Below are 16,905 nucleotides of genomic sequence, written 5' to 3' on the forward strand. Positions count from 1 at the left end.
CCGTGACACCCCTGACTCCTGCGAGCGGCGCCTCCTCCGGCCACGACGGCATCTCCAGACGACGACTGCTCGGCACGGCGGGCGCCGCCGGTGCGAGCGGTCTCGTGCTGGGCGCGGCGGGCGGTGCCGCGGCGTACGCGGCGGCCGAGGAGAGCCCCACGGCGCTCGCGACGGTCGGGTCCACGGGGGTCGCCTTCCACGACCGCCCGCACCAGGCGGGCATCACCGAACCACAGCAGGCGCACGGTCACCTGGTCGCCTTCGACCTCGCGCCCGGCGCCGGGCGCAAGGAGGCGGCGGCGCTGATGCGGCGCTGGTCGGCCCTGGCCGCCGACCTGATGGCCGGCCGGCCCGCCGGCGACGGTGACACGGGCGTCGCACTGGACGCGGGACCGTCCTCGCTGACCGTCACCTTCGGATTCGGCCGCTCCTTCTTCGACCGCACGGCCCTGGTGGCGCAGCGGCCGCCGGGTCTCGACCCGCTGCCGGCGTTCTCCTCCGACCAGTTGGACGCGGGACGTTCCAACGGCGATCTCTGGGTGCAGATCGGGGCCAACGACGCTCTCGTCGCCTTCCACGCGCTGCGCGCGATCCAGAAGACGGCGGGTGCGGCGGCCCGGGTGCGCTGGCAGATGAACGGCTTCAACCGCTCGCCCGGCGCGACCGCGCGACCGATGACCGCCCGCAACCTGATGGGACAGGTCGACGGCACCGGAAATCCCAAGCCGTCGGAACCCGACTTCGAGCAGCGGCTCTTCGTACCGTCCGGCAGCGACCATCCGTGGCTCGACGGCGGGTCGTACGCCGTGGTGCGCCGCATCCGGATGCTGCTCGACGACTGGGAGAAGCTCTCGCTCCACAAACAGGAGCAGGTCATCGGACGGCGGAAGTCGGACGGCGCACCGCTGACCGGCGGCACGGAGACGACGGAGCTCGCCCTCGACGAGACCGGGCCCGACGGAAAGCTGGTCGTGCCGGAGAACGCGCACGCCCGTATCTCCGCACCGGAGCAGAACGGCGGAGCCGCGATGCTGCGCCGGCCCTTCTCCTTCCACGACGGGTTCGGCCCGGACGGAACCCCCGATGCCGGGCTCCTCTTCATCTGCTGGCAGGCCGACCCGCTGCGCGGCTTCGTGCCGGTGCAGCGCAAGCTGGACCGGGGTGACGCCCTCTCGGCGTTCATCCGGCACGAGGCGAGCGGACTGTTCGCCGTGCCGGCGGCGCCGAAGAAGGGCGAGTACGTGGGGCAGCGGTTGCTGGAGACGTGATGGGCGGTTCCGCGGCCCATTAGGGTGACGGTATGTCGGCCACGCGCTTCACATATCTCGGTCCCGAGGGCACCTTCACCGAAGCCGCCCTGCGTACTCTCCCGGAAGCCGCGACCAGGGAACTCGTCCCGATGGTCTCCGTCCCCGCCGCGCTCGACGCCGTGCGGGCCGGGGAGGCGGCGGCCGCTCTCGTACCGATCGAGAACTCCGTGGAAGGCGGCGTCACCGCCACGCTCGACGAGCTGGCCTCGGGCGAGCCGCTGATGATCTACCGCGAGGTGCTGCTGCCCATCGCCTTCGCGCTGCTGGTGCGGCCGGGGACGAAGCTCTCCGAGGTGAAGACGGTGACCGGCCACCCGGTCGCGCAGCCGCAGGTGCGGAACTGGCTGCGCAACAACCTCCCCGACGCGTTGTGGGAGTCGGCCGCCTCGAACGCGGACGGCGCCCGGCTGGTGCAGGAAGGCCGCTACGACGCCGCCTTCGCCGGCGAGTTCGCGGCGGCCACGTACGGGCTGGTGCCCCTGGTCAGCGAGATCCACGACGCGGAGAACGCGGAGACGCGCTTCGTCCTGGTGGGGCGGCCCGCGAGGCCCTCGGCGCCGACCGGTGCCGACAAGACGTCCGTCGTCATCTGGCTGGGCGACGACCACCCCGGTGCGCTGCTGGAACTGCTCCAGGAATTCGCGGTACGCGGGGTCAACCTGATGCTGATCCAGTCCCGGCCGACGGGCGCCGGCATCGGGAACTACTGCTTCGCGGTGGACGCGGAAGGCCATATCGCGGACCGGCGGGTGGGCGAGGCATTGATGGGACTGAAGCGGATCTGTCCCAAGGTGCGTTTCCTCGGGTCCTATCCGAGGGCCGGTGTGACGGCGGACGACGTACGGCCGCTGCGGGCCGGCACTTCGGACGTGGAGTTCACGGCCGCGTCGGACTGGCTGGCACGCTGCCAGGACGGCCGCGCCTGAGGCGTAAGGCCCTGAGGCGGCTGGTCCTACCTGCAGATTTTCGTTGTCCACAGAACTTGTCCACAGGCGCGCTTCTCGACCTGGGGACAAGTCGACAACAGAACGCCACAGGGTCGACAAATCGGCCGACCCGCGCACTTCCGTCCACAGAGGGCCAGGTCGGCCCCTGTCACCCAAATTCCATTGATCAACTCTTTGGAGCGAGGAATTCCCACCCGAATGAGTGTGTGAGGCCGGTTTGAGATGGGAATTCTCGGTCCCGCAGACGACCACCGGAATGATCACTTCCGTAATCCACAGATCACGCACACAGGCTGTGGATAACTTTACGGCCCGGCGCATCCCTGTGGACAAGCCCCTCCCGGCACAGCCGCCGGGAGCCGGGGGCCGAAGCGGGAAGCACCCCCATGCACCCTTTCGACGAAAGGGCCTCGATTTGCTCGACGCTGCCGGATTTGTTTTTGCCGCACCTTTATCAATTCTGGCAACTGCCCACAATCCGGGCAAAGCGACACGCACTTAGATATCGGGTGGGGTGGGGCGAGTCGACACCGGTAGCCTGGTGGGGTGATTGACCTTCGCCTGCTCCGTGAGGACCCTGACCGTGTCCGCGCCTCCCAGCGCGCCCGTGGAGAGGACGTCGGCCTCGTCGACGCCCTGCTCTCCGCCGACGAGCGGCGAAGGTCCTCGGGCCTCCGCTTCGACGAGCTGCGCTCCGAGCAGAAGTCGCTCGGCAAGCTGATCCCCAAGGCCACCCCGGACGAACGCGCCGAACTGCTCAAGAAGGCCGAGCAGCTCAAGAGCGACGTCAAGGCCGCCGAGGCCGAGCAGAACGACGCCGACGAAGAGACCCGCCGCCTGCTGCTCAAGCTCGGCAACCTCGTCCACGAGGACGTCCCGGTCGGCGGCGAGGAGGACTTCGTCGTCCTCGAGACGCACGGCACGATCCGCGACTTCGGCGCGGAGGGCTTCACCCCCAAGGACCACCTGGAGCTCGGCGAGGCGCTCGGCGCCATCGACGTCGAGCGCGGCGCCAAGGTGTCCGGCTCGCGCTTCTACTACCTCACCGGTGTCGGCGCGCTTCTCGAGCTCGCCCTCGTCAACGCGGCGATCGCGCAGGCCACGGAGGCCGGCTTCATCCCGATGCTCACGCCCGCGCTGGTCCGCCCGCGCGCCATGGAGGGCACCGGGTTCCTCGGCCAGGCCTCGGAGAACGTGTACCACCTGGAGAAGGACGACTACTACCTGGTCGGCACGTCCGAAGTACCGCTCGCCGCGTACCACATGGACGAGATCCTCGACGCCGACAAGCTGCCGCTGCGGTACGCGGGCTTCTCGCCCTGCTTCCGCCGGGAGGCCGGCACCTACGGCAAGGACACGCGCGGCATCTTCCGGGTCCACCAGTTCGACAAGGTCGAGATGTTCTCCTACGTCGCGCCGGAGGACGCGGAGGCCGAGCACAAGCGGCTGCTGGACTGGGAGAAGCAGTGGCTGACCGCCCTCGAGCTGCCGTTCCAGGTGATCGACGTGGCGACCGGTGACCTGGGCGCGTCCGCGTCGCGCAAGTTCGACTGCGAGGCGTGGATCCCGACGCAGGGCAAGTACCGCGAGCTGACCTCCGCCTCGAACTGCGACGGCTTCCAGGCGCGCCGCCTGTCCGTGCGAATGCGCGAAGGCAAGAAGGTGCAGCCGCTGGCGACGCTGAACGGAACGCTGTGTGCCGTGCCGCGCACCATCGTGGCGATCCTCGAGAACCACCAGCTGGCCGACGGTTCCGTGCGGGTTCCCGAGGTTCTGCGCCCGTATCTGGGTGGCCGCGAACTGCTGGAGCCGATCTCCAAGTGAGCCCCGCCCCCTTCCCGTACAAGCTCGTCGCCACCGATCTCGACGGAACGCTGCTGCGCGACGACGACACGGTCTCGCAGCGCACGCGCGACGCGCTCGCCGCGGTCACAGAGGCGGGCGCCGCGCACATCATCGTCACCGGTCGGGCGGTGCCGTGGACGCGGCACATCCTCGACGACCTCGGGTACGACGGTCTGGCGGTCTGCGGGCAGGGGGCGCAGGTCTACCACGCCGGCGAACACCGGCTGCTGACCTCCGTGACGCTCGACCGGCAGCTGGCCGGGCTCGCCCTGTCCAAGATCGAGGCCGAGGTGGGGCCGCTGCTGCTCGCCGCGAGCCGCGACGGACTCGAGGGCGACGTACTGGTCGGCTCCGGTTACCGGGTGCTGGAAGGCCCGCTGCCGTACGTGCCCATGCACGACCCCGCCGACCTGTGGGCAGCACCGCTGAACAAGGTCTACATACAGCACCCGACGCTCAGCGACGACGAACTGGCGAAGGCAGCCAGGGCGACGGTCGGGAATCTGGTGGACGTGGTCATGGCCGGCGCGGGCGTCGTGGAGATCCTGCCACTGGGGCTGAGCAAGGCCACCGGCCTGTCGCTGGCCGCCCGGCGGCTGGGGCTGCGGGCGGCGGACACCATCGCCTTCGGCGACATGCCGAACGACATCCCGATGTTCGGCTGGGCCGCGCACGGTGTGGCGATGGCGAACGCGCACGACGAACTGAAGGCCGTGGCCCACGAGATCACCGCGTCGAACGACAACGACGGCATCGCGGTGGTGCTGGAGCACCTGCTCGCCGGCTGACTGTCCGGGAGGGGGCGGCCCGCGCGGATGCGCGCTCGAAGCGGCCGCCCCCTGGGCGGCCGCCCGGCGGCCCTGCGGAGTGTGATGACTACTCCGCCGCCTGCCGGGTGCCGCCTCGACGGGAGCACGACGGACTCGGGCTCGAACCCTCGGTCATCGCCGCGCTCCCCTCCCGGTCGGTGGCACCGGTCGCACAGATGTGCTGTCCCGGCCCCACAACTGTGCCGGGCCGGTCGGTCCGGCGCCACCGATTAATCAGCGGTACCGGCGACGACGAAGATCCCGCAGCTGATGGGCGAAGTCGTCCATCCTGGCGTCCATCCGGGCCATGTCGTCGGACAGCTCGCACAGCCGGTTGCTCATCGCGGCGACGACCCTGTTGGTGGCGTCGAGCCGGTGGTCGAGGCGGTCGAGCCGCTCCGACATCCGGTTGAGTACCGGACCCAGTTCCTGCAGGGCCGTGCCGACACCGGCCAGGCAGTGCTCGACGGCGGTGACCCGCCGGTCGAGCGAGGCGTGGCCCTCACGCACGGACTCCTCGGCGTCGAGGAGGTGGGTGCGGACGCGGCGCGCGATGTCACTGTCGCGCAGCAGCATCGCGATGTTGAGCACCGTCCGGCGGGTGAAGAGGGTGAGGCTGGAGCGGCGCTGTGGATAACTCACCTCGCCCTCGTATGAGAGGGACAAGCTGTCCCTCTGATATTCGCCCAGGTCAGAGCCCTTCAGCACGTGCATCCCGTTCTCGGTGAGCTCCTCGCGATGCCGCTGCGTCACCTTCTTGATGACCTCTGTGGATACTTCGAAGTAGCGAGCGACGCCCTCTGTGGACACATGGATGCTGTCGGGCAGCAGGGCAAGAGCCTTCACCTTGTCCAGCGCCTCGACCCGCCCCGCGTGCTCGACGCGCATCGCGCGCGACTCGAGCAGGGCAATTTCCGTCGGCATGGGAATGCCTTCCGTTCGTGAAACCGTCAGGGACAGCCCTCTCCCCGGGCCCAGGAGCGGAGGTCGGCTCACGGTGCATCCCACTCAATGACCGGCCCGGGCGAGAACGTCACCTCGGCACCGGCAATCCCCGACTTCACGAACCCTCGACGTCACGAACTCCAGTTGCCTCCACGCACGGTGGACAACGAGCCGATAACCGTACAGTTACGCGATATGCCCCGGCCCCTGCCGGAAGGGCAGGGGCCGGGGCCGGGAACGATCGCGGCTCACTCCTCGCCGGCGAGCTTGAGCACCCGCAGCTTCTGGCCCGCGTACCAGGTCGCGGCCACCGTGACGCCCGCCAGCAGCGCCACCGCCGCGGGCAGGCCCACGTCGGAGCCGATCAGCCCCTCGCCGCCGATCTTCTCGGCGAGCGCCAGCGACCACTGCTGGACGCTCAGCGTGCGGGCGCCGGGCACCAGGCTGCCGAAGAGGGTCTCCCACACCAGGGCGTAGACGAGGCCGATGACCACCGCGTGCCGGCTGACCGTTCCGAGCAGCAGGAAGAGCGCGCTGTACGCGATCGACGCCACCAGGGCCGCCACGGTGTAGGCGACAGCCACCTGCTGGCCGTTGCCGTTCAGGATGAAACCGGCGATGAACGTGGGCACCGCGGAGAAGGCCATCGTGACGGCGATCGCGACGATGAGCTTGGTGAAGATGATCGTCGGCCGCTTCACCGGCTTGGCGAGCAGATAGACGATCGAGCCGTCGTCGATCTCGGGACCGATCGACCCCGTACCGGCGATGACACCGATCAGCGGCACCATCGTGGCGATGGCGAACCCGCCGAGGACATCGGCGGCGACCTGGTCGTCCGCCCCGTTGAAGCCCCGTACGGCGGCCGCGATCAGCAGCAGCAGTCCGGGGAGCACGAACAGGATCGCGGCCCGGCGCCTGCCGAGGACGGCCCGATAGGTGAGCCGGGCGACTGTGGGGTTGTACATGTCCGTCACAGCTCCTTTCAGGCCGCTACGAGGTAGGAGAAGACCGACTCGAGGGACTCGTCGGAGGGCGAGACCGTCAGCAGCCGGATGGAGTGCTCGCGGGCGACCTTCGGAAGGAGCTCGGTGAACCGGCCGAAGTCGACTGCCTGGATGCGCAGCGCGCCCTCGGCCAGGTCGACCTCGATCCCCGCGGTCGACGGGTCGGCGATCAGGGCGGCGGCGAGCGCCCGGTCGTCGCTGGAGCGCACGAGGTAGCGGTGCGGCCGGTCCGTCATCAGCCGGCGGATACGGCGGAAGTCACCGCTGGCCGCGTGGCGTCCGGCGACGATCACCTCGATGTGCGAGGCGAGTTGCTCCACCTCCTCCAGGATGTGCGAGGAGAACAGGACCGTGCGGCCCTCTGCGCCCATCCGCCGCAGCAGATCCATCAGCTGCATCCGCTGGCGCGGGTCCATGCCGTTGAACGGTTCGTCGAGCAGCAGCACCGACGGGTCGTGCACCAGGGCGGAAGCCATCTTCACCCGCTGGCGCATGCCCTTGCTGTACGTGGAGACCTTGCGGTCCTGGGCGTACTCCATCTCGACCGTCGCGAGAGCCCTTTGGGCCTCCTTCGCGCCCAGGCCGTGCAGTTCCGCGTTGGCGACGACGAACTCACGGCCGGTGAGGAAGTCGTACATCGCCTCCCGCTCCGGGACGACGCCGATGTGCCGGTAGACGGACTCGTTGCGCCAGATCTGGGCCCCGTCGAGGGTGACGGTGCCGTTCGAGGGGGCGAGGAAGCCGCCCATCATGTTGATGAGGGTGGACTTCCCCGCGCCGTTGGGCCCGAGGAGGCCGGTGACGCCGGGGCCGATGGTCATCGTCACGTCGTTGACGGCGACGACGTTGCCGAACCACCGCGAGGTGTTGTCGATGCGAAGAGTGCTCATGGGCGCAGCGCATTCCTAGGAAGGGTGGTGGCGGGCGACGGTTCCGAGCTCACAGCCCGACCTTTCGGTAGCGGCGCATGAGGACGCCGTACGAACCGGCGACGAGCGCGAGGACGACGAGCAGGTAGACGACTCCGACGCCGGCGCCGGGCCCCTCGCCGCCGGGGAAGGCGGAGGTCGCGCCGAGGAAGGCGGTCTGCAGTCCGTCGATGAGCGTGACCGGTGAGAACAGGCCCAGCCACTGGATCACACCGGCGGAGCCCGTCTCCCAGGCGATGGCCTGGACGGTGGAGACCGCGCCGTAGGTGATGGTGAGTGTCGCGATCACGGCGGCGACGCCGAAGCCGCGGCGGGGGGTGAACGCGGCGAGCACGAGCCCGATCCCGCCGAAGAGGACGGACAGCACAGCCACGGAGACCAGTCCCTGCGCGAAGCCCTTCGTCTGGTCGGCGAAGTCGAACTCCGCCAGCAGCGCGCCCGCGTAGAGGATCACCAGCGGTGCGGCGGTGAGCACGAAGACTGCGGAGGCCATGGCCGCGAACTTGGCGAGGACGTAGTCGACGCGTTCGATCGGCCGTGAGAAGTACAGCGGCACGGACTTGAAACGCAGATCGCGGGAGACGGACTGCGGTGCCTGCGAGGCGAGGAACAGCGCGATCAGCGCCTGCATGATGATCGCGTAGCGCGTGTACTTCAGCGGCAGGTCGGTCATGTTGGGGGTGGCGACGGCCACGGCCACGATGATCGCCGCGACCATGCACATGATGCCGAGCAGGATCATCGGCAGCACCTTGGACTTGGCCGAGCGGCCGAGGCCGAAGGCGCCGCGCAGCGACTGCGAGTAGAGGGAGCGGCGCGCGTAGGCGCGGCCGAGGCGGGGGCCGTCGTAGTTGCGGTATCCGATGTTGTGGATCCGCGTCGTACCGGGAACCTGGCCGCCGTGGGTCTGGGTGCTCATCAGGCCTGCACCTCCATGGCCTTGGCGGCCTCAGGGCGGAAGACCTCCGCGATGTGGTGGCGTCGCTGTTCCATGCGCACGAGCCCGAGACCGAGTTCGGCGACGGCGTCGCGCACGGTGTCGTACGTCTCCTCGCCGGCCGCCTCGAGCAGGAGGATGTGGCCGGCGCCGGGCAGCCCGTCCTCCGTGCGGTCGTGCAGCTTGAGCCCGGCGCCGGTGAGGGCCGTACGGAGCGCGGCCGTACCGTCGGGGTGTGCGTCGGTGTCGGTGACCTCGACCGCGAGGGTGGTCGTCGTCTGCGTGAACTCCTTGGTGGAGCTGGAGCGCAGCAGGGTGCCGCCGTCGACGACGACGACATGGTCGCAGGTGCGCTCGAGCTCTCCGAGCAGATGAGAGGTCACCAGGACCGAGATGCCGAAGTCGGTGTGGACGCGCCGGATCAGGCCGAGCATCTCGTCACGGCCGACCGGGTCCAGACCGTTGGTCGGCTCGTCGAGCAGAACCAGCTTCGGGTCGTGGACCAGAGCCTGCGCGAGTTTCACCCGCTGCTTCATGCCGGTCGAGTAACCGCCGATGGGGCGGTACCGCTCCTCGTACAGGCCGACGTGGCGCAGCGTGTCCGCGGTGCGTTCTCGTGCGGCGGTCGGCGGGAGGCCGGACATGCGCGCCATATGGACCACGAACTCCGTGGCGGAGACGTCCGGCGGCAGGCAGTCGTGCTCGGGCATGTAGCCCACCTGCTCGCGGATACGGGCGCCGTTGGTGGCGACGTCCAGGCCGAGCACGGCGGCGCGACCTTCCGTGGCGGGGGACAGACCCAGCAGGATCTTGATCAACGTGGACTTGCCGGCTCCGTTGGCGCCCACCAGGCCGGTCACACCGGGGCCGATGTCCAAGGAGAGCCGGTCAAGCGCGGTCACCCTGGGGAACCGCTTGCTCAGGCTTTCGGTCGCGATCACAGTCACGTTTCGAAGGTAGTGGCGTGCGGCACCTCTGACGTCAGCCTCGCGGCTCTATCCGTCTCCGACTCAAGAGGTACAGGCCCGTAAGGGCTGTCCGACCTTGGTGGACGCGACCCTCGGGGGCGGTATCGGGCTGTCGGGGGTTTCCACAGGCGCCGCACGCCCCTTGACGCAGCCGCCGGGCATTGTCACATTCATCAGTGGCAGGTTACGGCGCGTGCCACCCGGGGGACGGACGGTGGCAGGGGGATCCGTGGGTTCGGCGACCGCATGGCGGTCGCGGCTCCGACGTCCCTGGCGACGCGCCTTTTCCGGCCGGACGATGCCCGGGTGCGGAGGCTGTGCCGACGAGAGGACCGTTGAGCGTGCGAGGACTGCCGACGGCGCGCGAGCGCCGGATCAGTACGGGAGGGATCGAGCTGTGCGTCGCCGAGCTCGGCGACCCGACACGGCCGACCGTGGTGCTCGTCCACGGGTACCCCGACAGCAAGGAGGTCTGGTCGGAGGTCGCGACCCGCCTCGCGGAGCGCTTCCATGTGGTGCTGTACGACGTCCGTGGACACGGCCGCTCCACGGCCCCGGTCCCGCTGCGCGGCGGATTCACCCTGGAGAAACTGACGGACGACTTCCTGGCGGTCGCCGACGCCGTGAGCCCGGACCGGCCCGTGCACCTGGTCGGACACGACTGGGGCTCCGTGCAGGCGTGGGAGTTCGTCACGGTCGGGCGCACCGAGGGCCGCATCGCCTCCTTCACGTCCATGTCGGGCCCGTCCCTGGACCACTTCGGCCACTGGATCAAACGACGGACGGTCCGTCCGACCCCCAGGAGGGTGGGACAACTGCTCGGCCAGGGCGCCAAGTCCTGGTACGTGTACCTGCTGCACACTCCGGTACTGCCCGAGCTGGCCTGGCGCGGCCCGTTGGGCAAGTACTGGCCGGGAATTCTTCAGCGCGTCGAGAAGGTCCCCGCGGGCGACTACCCGACGGCGTCACTGCCGCAGGACGCTGCCCGCGGCGCCTGGCTCTACCGCGACAACGTCCGCGCGCGGCTGCGCCGTCCGCGCGCCGACGCCCATGCCCACGCTCCGGTCCAGCTGATCACGCCGACCGGCGACGCGTTCCTCTCCGAGCGGCTGTACGACGATCTCGACGAGTGGGTACCGCGGTTGACCCGCCGCTCGCTGGCGGCCAAGCACTGGGTGCCCCGGACCCGCCCCGATCAACTGAGCGCATGGATCGCCGACTTCGTCGAGGCGCACGAGGGCGGTGCCGACGGGTCACGCGGGTCAGGCAGGGAGCAGACCGAGGCGCGGCCGGCAACGGGACCGTACGCGGAGTACTTCGCCGGCCGACTGGTCCTGGTGACCGGGGCGGCCAGCGGAATCGGCCGGGCCACGGCGCTCGCCTTCGCGGCAGCCGGGGCGCGCGTCGTGGCCGCGGACCGGGACGCCGCAGGCGCGGCCGGCACGGCTGAGACGTGCCTGCTCAGAGGCGCTCTCGACGCCTGGGCCGAGACGGTGGACGTCAGCGACGAGCAGGCCATGGAGAAGCTTGCCGAGAAGGTCGCCGCCGAGTACGGCGTCGTCGATGTGCTGGTCAACAACGCCGGGATCGGGCTCTCCGGCCCCTTCATGGACACGAGCTCGGACGACTGGAAGAAGGTCCTGGACGTCAACTTGTGGGGAGTCATCCACGGTTGCCGGATCTTCGGCGGTCAGATGGACGAGCGCGGCCAGGGTGGCCACATAGTCAACATCGCCTCAGCCGCCGCCTATCTGCCCTCCAGGGCCCTACCCGCGTACAGCACCTCGAAGGCCGCGGTGCTGATGCTCAGCGAGTGCCTGCGCGCCGAACTGGCCGGCCGGGACATCGGGGTCACCGCGGTCTGCCCCGGGATCGTCAACACCAACATCACCGCCACCGCCCGCTTCGCAGGGGTGGACGCGATGGAGGAAAAGCGGCGGCAGAAGAGGACGGCCCGGCTGTACGGGCTGCGCAACTACCCTCCGGAGAAGGTCGCAGACGCCGTCCTGCGTGCGGTGGTGCGGAACCAGGCCGTCGTACCGGTCACGCCGGAGGCACGTGGGGCCCGTCTGCTGTCACGCGTCTCGCCGGGGCTGCTGCGCGCGTTCGCCAGAATCAAGCCGAGGCTTTGATGCCTGCCTCCGGGCGTAGTTGAGGGAGCGGCTTTGCCGGAACAGTCCGCAACCGAATACCGGATCGAGGACCTGGCGCACCACAGCGGGGCCACGGTCCGCACCATCCGCGCCTACCAGGACCGCGGGCTGCTGCCCAGGCCGGAGCGGCGGGGCCGTTCCAACGTGTACGGCCCCGCGCACCTCGACCGACTGCACCAGATCGCGGACCTCCTCGACCGGGGCTACACACTGGCCTCCATCAAGGAACTTCTGGACGCCTGGGACACCGGTCGCGGTCTCGGCGGAGTGCTCGGTCTGGTGGCCGAGGTGCAGGGTCCGTGGACCGACGAGGAGGTCTCAAGGATCTCCCGTGCGGAGCTGGAGCGGCGGTTCGGCGGGGTCCCCGCCGAGGAAGCTCTCGCGGAAGCGGTGGCGCTCGGCGTACTGGAACCGGTTCCTGGCAACGAGGACGAATTCCTCGTGCCGAGTCCACAAGAGCTGGCTGTCGCGGCGGAGTTGCACGCGGCAGGCGTGCCACTGACCGCAATATCGGGGCATCTCAAGGAGGTTCGGCAGCAGGTCGAGCACATTGCTTGCCGGTTCCTGGAGTTCACGACGGAGCACATCTTCTCGCGGTTCTTGGAGCACGGGCCGCCGACCGACGCCGACGCGACGGAGGCAGCGGCACTGGTGCGGCGACTGCGCCCTCTCGCCCAGCAGACGATCGACGCCGAACTTGCCCGTGCCATGCGGATGTTCGCCACTCTCCACCTCAGGCAGCACCTCATGGCCGACGCACCGCCGAGAGTGGAGGAGGAGCACACCACAGTCGCCCTTCCGGCCGGAACGATGCAGGCTGTACGGCGGCTGGTTGGCGCGGCGGATGCTGCGGCCTTTGTTCACGCTGCTACCGAACGGGAGCTGCACAACAGGACATTGGGAATATTGACGTCAAACCACGCAAGAAGGGCGGATGTTGATCAAATCGACTGAAAAGCAAGAGTAGTTGTCCACAGAATCGCCAATTCCCCTGTGGATAAGCTGAGTTGGTTGTGGATCAAACCTCAGTACAGAATTTTCTCAGTGGCGTCGGCGACATCCCACCGGGCACGCTGGCGGCATGAACCCGAAATCGGAGAACGGCGGGGCAGCACCACCCGACGAGAGACGCACCGTGAAGGTGTCCAAGTACCTGTCGAAGCATCTGCGTCACCAACCGGACCGGATCGGCATCACTCTCGACGCCAACGGCTGGGTGGAGATCGACGAGCTGATGCGGGCCGCGTCCGAGCACGGCTTCCGTTTCACCCGTGCCGAGCTCGAACATGTCGTCGCCGTCAACGACAAACGCCGTTTCACCATCGACGGCACACTCATCCGCGCCAACCAGGGCCACACCGTCGCCGTCGATCTCGACCTGCCCGCCGCGGAGCCGCCCGAGTACCTGTACCACGGGACCGTCTCCCGCAACCTGGACGCGATCCGCGTGAACGGCCTGCTGCCCATGGCCCGCCACGACGTTCACCTCTCGCCCGACCGGGAGACGGCGACCCGCGTGGGCGCCCGGCGCGGCCGCCCCGTCGTCCTCTCCGTCCACGCGGGAGCCCTGCACCGGGCCGGCCATGTCTTCCGGGTGAGCGCCAACGGCGTCTGGCTCACCGCTTCCGTACCGCCCCGGTTCATCCGCTTCCCCGACGCCCGGCGCCCCTGAGGACAGCAGCGCCCCGTGCCTGCGCCTGCGTCAGCCGCCCAGCTGGGCCGGCGCCTCCGTCGCGATCCGCTCGAAGACCGCCTGGTCGGCGGCGAAGTCCGAGTCGGGGATCGGGGCGTGGACGACGATCTCGGTGAACCCGAGCTCGATGTGCTTGCCCGCGAAGTCCACGAACGCGTCCAGCGACTCGAGCGGACGCCCGCGGTCGGGGGTGAAGCCGGTGAGAAGGATCTTGTCCAGCTCTGCCACGTTCCGGCCGGTGTCGGCACAGGCCTTGGCGAGCTTGTCGATCTGGCCGCCGATGGCTTCCAGGGACTGCTCGGGGGTGCCCGTCTCGAACAGCTTCGGGTCTCCCGTGGTCACCCACGCCTGCCCGTACCGCGCTGCGAGCTTCAGCCCGCGCGGACCGGTCGCGGCGATCGCGAACGGCAGCCGCGGCCGCTGGACGCACCCGGGGATGTTCCTGGCCTCCACCGCCGAGTAGAAGGCCCCCTCGTGCGTCACGGCACCCTCGGTCAGCAGCCGGTCCAGCAGCGGCACGAACTCGGCGAAGCGGTCCGCCCGCTGCCGCGGCGTCCACGCCTCCTGGCCCAGGGCGGTGGCGTCGAAGCCCGTCCCGCCCGCACCGATCCCCAGGGTGACCCGCCCGTCCGAGACGTCGTCCAGCGAGATCAGGTCCTTCGCCAGGGTCACCGGATGCCGGAAGTTCGGCGAGGTGACCAGCGTCCCGAGGCGCAGCCGCTCGGTCGCCGCGGCAGCGGCGGTCAGCGTCGGGACGGCCCCGTACCAGGGACCGTCACGGAAGGTCCGCCACGAGAGGTGGTCGTAGGTGTACGCGGTGTGGAAACCGAGCTGCTCGGCACGCAGCCACTCGTCGCGGCCACCGCTCCGCCAGGGGCGGACGGGGAGTATCACAGTGCTCAGACGCATGGCCCCGAGCCTACGTGGCCGGGCCGCTTTGCCGGTGTCCACTCAAATGTGCGCCCTCTCGCACGCACGTGCACCCCGGTACGGGAGAATGGGGCTGTGACCTCAGCTACCGATCTCCGCCGCCTGCCCGCCACCACGCCCCGGCTGATCGCCACCGACCTCGACGGCACTCTGCTGCGCGACGACAAGTCGGTCTCCGACCGTACGATCGCCGCACTCGCGGCCGCCGAGGAGGCAGGGATCGAGGTCTTCTTCGTCACCGGCAGGCCCGCCCGCTGGATGGACGTCGTCAGCGCCCACGTCCACGGCCACGGCCTCGCCATCTGCGCGAACGGCGCCGCCGTGGTCGACCTGCACGCCGGCGGCAGGATGCTGGAGGTCCGCGATCTGCCCCGGACCGCGGCTATGGAGGTCGTGCGGACGCTGCGTACGACCGCCCCCGGCACGTCGTTCGCGGTCGAGCTGACCACCGGCATCCACTACGAGCCCGACTATCCGCCCTTCCATCTCGACCCCGCGGCGACCATCGCCCCCGTGGAGAAGCTGCTCCACGAGGAGGAGCCGGGCGAGGGCGTCCCCGTGCTCAAGCTGCTCGCCCACCATCCGGAGCTCCAGCCGGACGGCTTCCTCACCCTGGCCCGCACGGCAGCGGGCGCCGTCGCGTCGTTCACCCGCTCCAGCCCGACCGCGCTCCTGGAGGTCAGCGGACCGGGCGTGAGCAAGGCCAGCACCCTCGCGCTGTGCTGTGCGCAGCGGGGCATCTCCTCCGACGAGGTGGTGGCGTTCGGTGACATGCCGAACGACGTGGAGATGCTGACCTGGGCCGGGACCTCCTACGCCATGGGCAACGCGCATCCCGACGTGATCGCGGCCGCCTCCGGGCGCACGGTCGCCAACAACGACGACGGTGTCGCGGTGGTCATCGAAGAGATCCTGGCGCGGCGCTCGGGCCAGGAGCTCTGACACGGACCCTGCCGCATCCTCGGCGGTATGCCGTGCGGAGGCAGCGGAATCCGCGCGGACGCAGGGCGTCGTGCGCGGCTCCGGTCAGAGGATCACACCGCGCTCGCGCAGCCACACGGCCGGATCCACACCGGAACCCAGATACGGCGTGATCCGCACCTCGAAGTGCAGGTGCGGCCCCGTCGAATTTCCCGTCGTACCCGCCTGACCGATCCACTGGCCGGTGTCGACCCGCTCGCCCGGGTCGACGGTGACCCCCGCCAGGTGCGCGTACTGCGAGTAGTAGCCGTCGGGATGCTGCACCAGGACCTCGATACCGAAGGCCCCGCCGCACGACACCGAGACCACCCGGCCCGCTGCGACCGACCGCACAGGGGCCCCGATGTCGACGGCGAAGTCCTGGCCCGTGTGCCGGCTTGCCCATCGCTCACCGGCGCCGCCGAAGCCGGCGGACAGCGCGTAGTTCTCCACGGGTGCCACCCAGTCGGGTCCCCGCGGGGCCCTGCCCGGCTGCTCGATGCGCACGGCCCCGGCGCACTTGCCCGCCGCCACGCTGCGGTCCGCCTCCGCCTGGAGCTTCCACTGCGCGGACTCCAGCTTCGTCTCGATGCCGCGCTTGACGACTGCCAGCTGTGCGTTGCGTGCGGCGAGGTTCTGCCATGCGGCACGGGCGCTCGTCTCCGCGGCGACGAGATCGCGCTCAGCCGACCGCTCGCGGTCCAGCAGCCGGCTGACGGCCTTCTCGGCACGGGCGGCGAGCCGGTAGCCGCGCAGCAGCGCATCCGGGTCGTCGGCGAGCAGGAGGCGGCCGGTGAGGGCGAGCGTGCCGCCGGTGCGGTACTGCTCCCGGGCGACGCCGCCGATGGCGTCGTGGACGGCGCCGAGCCGCTCCCGTTGTCGGGCCAGCCTGCCTTCGAGCCGGTTCGCCGTGGCCCGCTGCCGCTCCGCGGCGCGCCTGCCCTGCTCGTACTGCTCCGTCGCCTTGGCCGCCTCCGCGTACAGCCGTGCCACTTCGGCGCCTGCCGGTGGCGCCGGGCCGTCGGACGCCACGGCTGTGGATGCCGGCGTGCCGAGGAGCGTGCACAGCATCACCGGGACGATCAGAAACCGGTCACGGTGTCTCGAGCTCATTGACGGATCGTCACCCGGGAAGGGCGGGATGCCGGGGACCGGAACGGTGTCGTACGGCCGGGTGGCCCAGTCACAGCCGCAACACGGGCGACAACCGGAGGGCGGCCCCTCCGGTGGGGTCAGGCCGGACGGGTCGGTCCGAGCCGGCCGGCGAAGTCCCGGACCAGGGCTCCCGTCGGTCCAAGGCCGGGTCAGGGCCAGCTCCGTCCAAGACGGATCAGGGCCACGTCGGGCGAAGGCCGGTCGGGCCCCGGTCGGTCGAGGTCCGTGTCAGGGCCCGGTCCTCCAAGTCCGGATCAGGTCCCACGTCGGCCGAAGACCCGATCAGCCCGTCGGGCTGGTCCGATCAGGCCCCGGTG

Annotated in this window: 15 protein-coding genes; 8 read left to right on the forward strand and 7 right to left on the reverse strand. The window is 70.0% G+C overall.

Annotated elements, in window-relative coordinates:
• Positions 1 to 2: 2 nt before the first annotated feature.
• The 4 genes from efeB to ACIPJI_RS28535 all read left to right on the forward strand — a co-directional run bounded on the left by efeB (position 3) and on the right by ACIPJI_RS28535 (position 4,890).
• On the forward strand, positions 3 to 1,268 hold the full coding sequence (efeB, locus tag ACIPJI_RS28520; RefSeq protein ID WP_356622312.1) for an iron uptake transporter deferrochelatase/peroxidase subunit: 1,266 nt from the start codon (positions 3 to 5) through the stop codon (positions 1,266 to 1,268).
• Positions 1,269 to 1,300: 32 nt separating this feature from the next.
• On the forward strand, positions 1,301 to 2,236 hold the full coding sequence (pheA, locus tag ACIPJI_RS28525) for a prephenate dehydratase (protein WP_159690004.1): 936 nt from the start codon (positions 1,301 to 1,303) through the stop codon (positions 2,234 to 2,236).
• Positions 2,237 to 2,803: 567 nt separating this feature from the next.
• Positions 2,804 to 4,081: a serine--tRNA ligase gene (serS, locus tag ACIPJI_RS28530; RefSeq protein WP_307707313.1), complete on the forward strand. Its 1,278-nt coding sequence runs from the start codon at positions 2,804 to 2,806 to the stop codon at positions 4,079 to 4,081.
• Positions 4,078 to 4,890, forward strand: a complete 813-nt coding sequence (locus tag ACIPJI_RS28535) for an HAD family hydrolase (RefSeq protein ID WP_402249664.1) — start codon at positions 4,078 to 4,080, stop codon at positions 4,888 to 4,890. The genes serS and ACIPJI_RS28535 overlap by 4 nt, the downstream gene beginning before the upstream one ends.
• A gap of 255 nt (positions 4,891 to 5,145) precedes the next feature.
• Here ACIPJI_RS28535 and ACIPJI_RS28540 read toward each other — a convergent pair whose 3' ends face one another.
• The 5 genes from ACIPJI_RS28540 to ACIPJI_RS28560 all read right to left on the reverse strand — a co-directional run bounded on the left by ACIPJI_RS28540 (position 5,146) and on the right by ACIPJI_RS28560 (position 9,670).
• A complete protein-coding gene (locus ACIPJI_RS28540; protein WP_402249665.1) occupies positions 5,146 to 5,835 on the reverse strand; it encodes a hypothetical protein in 690 nt (229 codons plus the stop codon).
• A gap of 269 nt (positions 5,836 to 6,104) precedes the next feature.
• Positions 6,105 to 6,824, reverse strand: coding sequence for an ABC transporter permease (locus ACIPJI_RS28545; protein WP_402249667.1), 720 nt, complete (start codon positions 6,822 to 6,824; stop codon positions 6,105 to 6,107).
• Positions 6,825 to 6,841: 17 nt separating this feature from the next.
• Positions 6,842 to 7,753 carry an ABC transporter ATP-binding protein gene (locus ACIPJI_RS28550; protein ID WP_356622315.1) on the reverse strand — a complete coding sequence of 304 codons (912 nt, stop codon included), beginning with the start codon at positions 7,751 to 7,753 and terminating at the stop codon, positions 6,842 to 6,844.
• Positions 7,754 to 7,802: 49 nt separating this feature from the next.
• The gene (locus ACIPJI_RS28555; RefSeq protein ID WP_307707316.1) at positions 7,803 to 8,711 is read right to left on the reverse strand and encodes an ABC transporter permease; all 909 of its coding nucleotides are present in this window, start codon (positions 8,709 to 8,711) and stop codon (positions 7,803 to 7,805) included.
• The gene (locus ACIPJI_RS28560; protein WP_307710419.1) at positions 8,711 to 9,670 is read right to left on the reverse strand and encodes an ABC transporter ATP-binding protein; all 960 of its coding nucleotides are present in this window, start codon (positions 9,668 to 9,670) and stop codon (positions 8,711 to 8,713) included. The genes ACIPJI_RS28555 and ACIPJI_RS28560 overlap by 1 nt, the downstream gene beginning before the upstream one ends.
• 362 nt (positions 9,671 to 10,032) lie before the next feature.
• Between ACIPJI_RS28560 and ACIPJI_RS28565 the strand changes: the two genes are divergently transcribed.
• From ACIPJI_RS28565 to ACIPJI_RS28575, 3 genes are all read left to right on the forward strand, one after another.
• Complete coding sequence (locus ACIPJI_RS28565) at positions 10,033 to 11,829, forward strand: SDR family oxidoreductase (protein WP_402249669.1); 1,797 nt, start codon at positions 10,033 to 10,035, stop codon at positions 11,827 to 11,829.
• Between the two features lie 33 nt (positions 11,830 to 11,862).
• Entirely contained in the window at positions 11,863 to 12,804 is a 942-nt protein-coding gene (locus tag ACIPJI_RS28570; RefSeq protein ID WP_402249671.1) for a MerR family transcriptional regulator, read from the forward strand.
• A gap of 127 nt (positions 12,805 to 12,931) precedes the next feature.
• Entirely contained in the window at positions 12,932 to 13,522 is a 591-nt protein-coding gene (locus ACIPJI_RS28575; protein ID WP_356622319.1) for an RNA 2'-phosphotransferase, read from the forward strand.
• A gap of 30 nt (positions 13,523 to 13,552) precedes the next feature.
• Here the strand turns inward: ACIPJI_RS28575 and ACIPJI_RS28580 are convergent, their stop codons facing one another.
• The gene (locus ACIPJI_RS28580; RefSeq protein ID WP_402249673.1) at positions 13,553 to 14,452 is read right to left on the reverse strand and encodes an LLM class flavin-dependent oxidoreductase; all 900 of its coding nucleotides are present in this window, start codon (positions 14,450 to 14,452) and stop codon (positions 13,553 to 13,555) included.
• Between the two features lie 96 nt (positions 14,453 to 14,548).
• Between ACIPJI_RS28580 and ACIPJI_RS28585 the strand changes: the two genes are divergently transcribed.
• A complete protein-coding gene (locus ACIPJI_RS28585; protein ID WP_356622321.1) occupies positions 14,549 to 15,415 on the forward strand; it encodes a Cof-type HAD-IIB family hydrolase in 867 nt (288 codons plus the stop codon).
• An 84-nt stretch (positions 15,416 to 15,499) separates the two neighbouring features.
• Here the strand turns inward: ACIPJI_RS28585 and ACIPJI_RS28590 are convergent, their stop codons facing one another.
• The gene (locus tag ACIPJI_RS28590) at positions 15,500 to 16,546 is read right to left on the reverse strand and encodes a M23 family metallopeptidase (RefSeq protein WP_356622322.1); all 1,047 of its coding nucleotides are present in this window, start codon (positions 16,544 to 16,546) and stop codon (positions 15,500 to 15,502) included.
• Positions 16,547 to 16,905 lie beyond the last annotated feature (359 nt).

This window comes from Streptomyces sp. NPDC086835, assembly GCF_044745705.1.
Taxonomy (GTDB): Bacteria; Actinomycetota; Actinomycetes; order Streptomycetales; family Streptomycetaceae; genus Streptomyces.

Excerpts from the sequence above, each read along its gene's own strand:
- ACIPJI_RS28555 (WP_307707316.1), bottom strand. The coding sequence starts at position 8,711 with ATGAGCACCCAGACCCACGGCGGCCAGGTTCCCGGTACGACGCGGATC.
- ACIPJI_RS28550 (WP_356622315.1), bottom strand. The coding sequence starts at position 7,753 with ATGAGCACTCTTCGCATCGACAACACCTCGCGGTGGTTCGGCAACGTC.
- ACIPJI_RS28580 (WP_402249673.1), bottom strand. The coding sequence starts at position 14,452 with ATGCGTCTGAGCACTGTGATACTCCCCGTCCGCCCCTGGCGGAGCGGT.
- ACIPJI_RS28575 (WP_356622319.1), top strand. The coding sequence starts at position 12,932 with ATGAACCCGAAATCGGAGAACGGCGGGGCAGCACCACCCGACGAGAGA.
- ACIPJI_RS28545 (WP_402249667.1), bottom strand. The coding sequence starts at position 6,824 with ATGTACAACCCCACAGTCGCCCGGCTCACCTATCGGGCCGTCCTCGGC.
- ACIPJI_RS28540 (WP_402249665.1), bottom strand. The coding sequence starts at position 5,835 with ATGCCGACGGAAATTGCCCTGCTCGAGTCGCGCGCGATGCGCGTCGAG.
- pheA (WP_159690004.1), top strand. The coding sequence starts at position 1,301 with ATGTCGGCCACGCGCTTCACATATCTCGGTCCCGAGGGCACCTTCACC.
- ACIPJI_RS28590 (WP_356622322.1), bottom strand. The coding sequence starts at position 16,546 with ATGAGCTCGAGACACCGTGACCGGTTTCTGATCGTCCCGGTGATGCTG.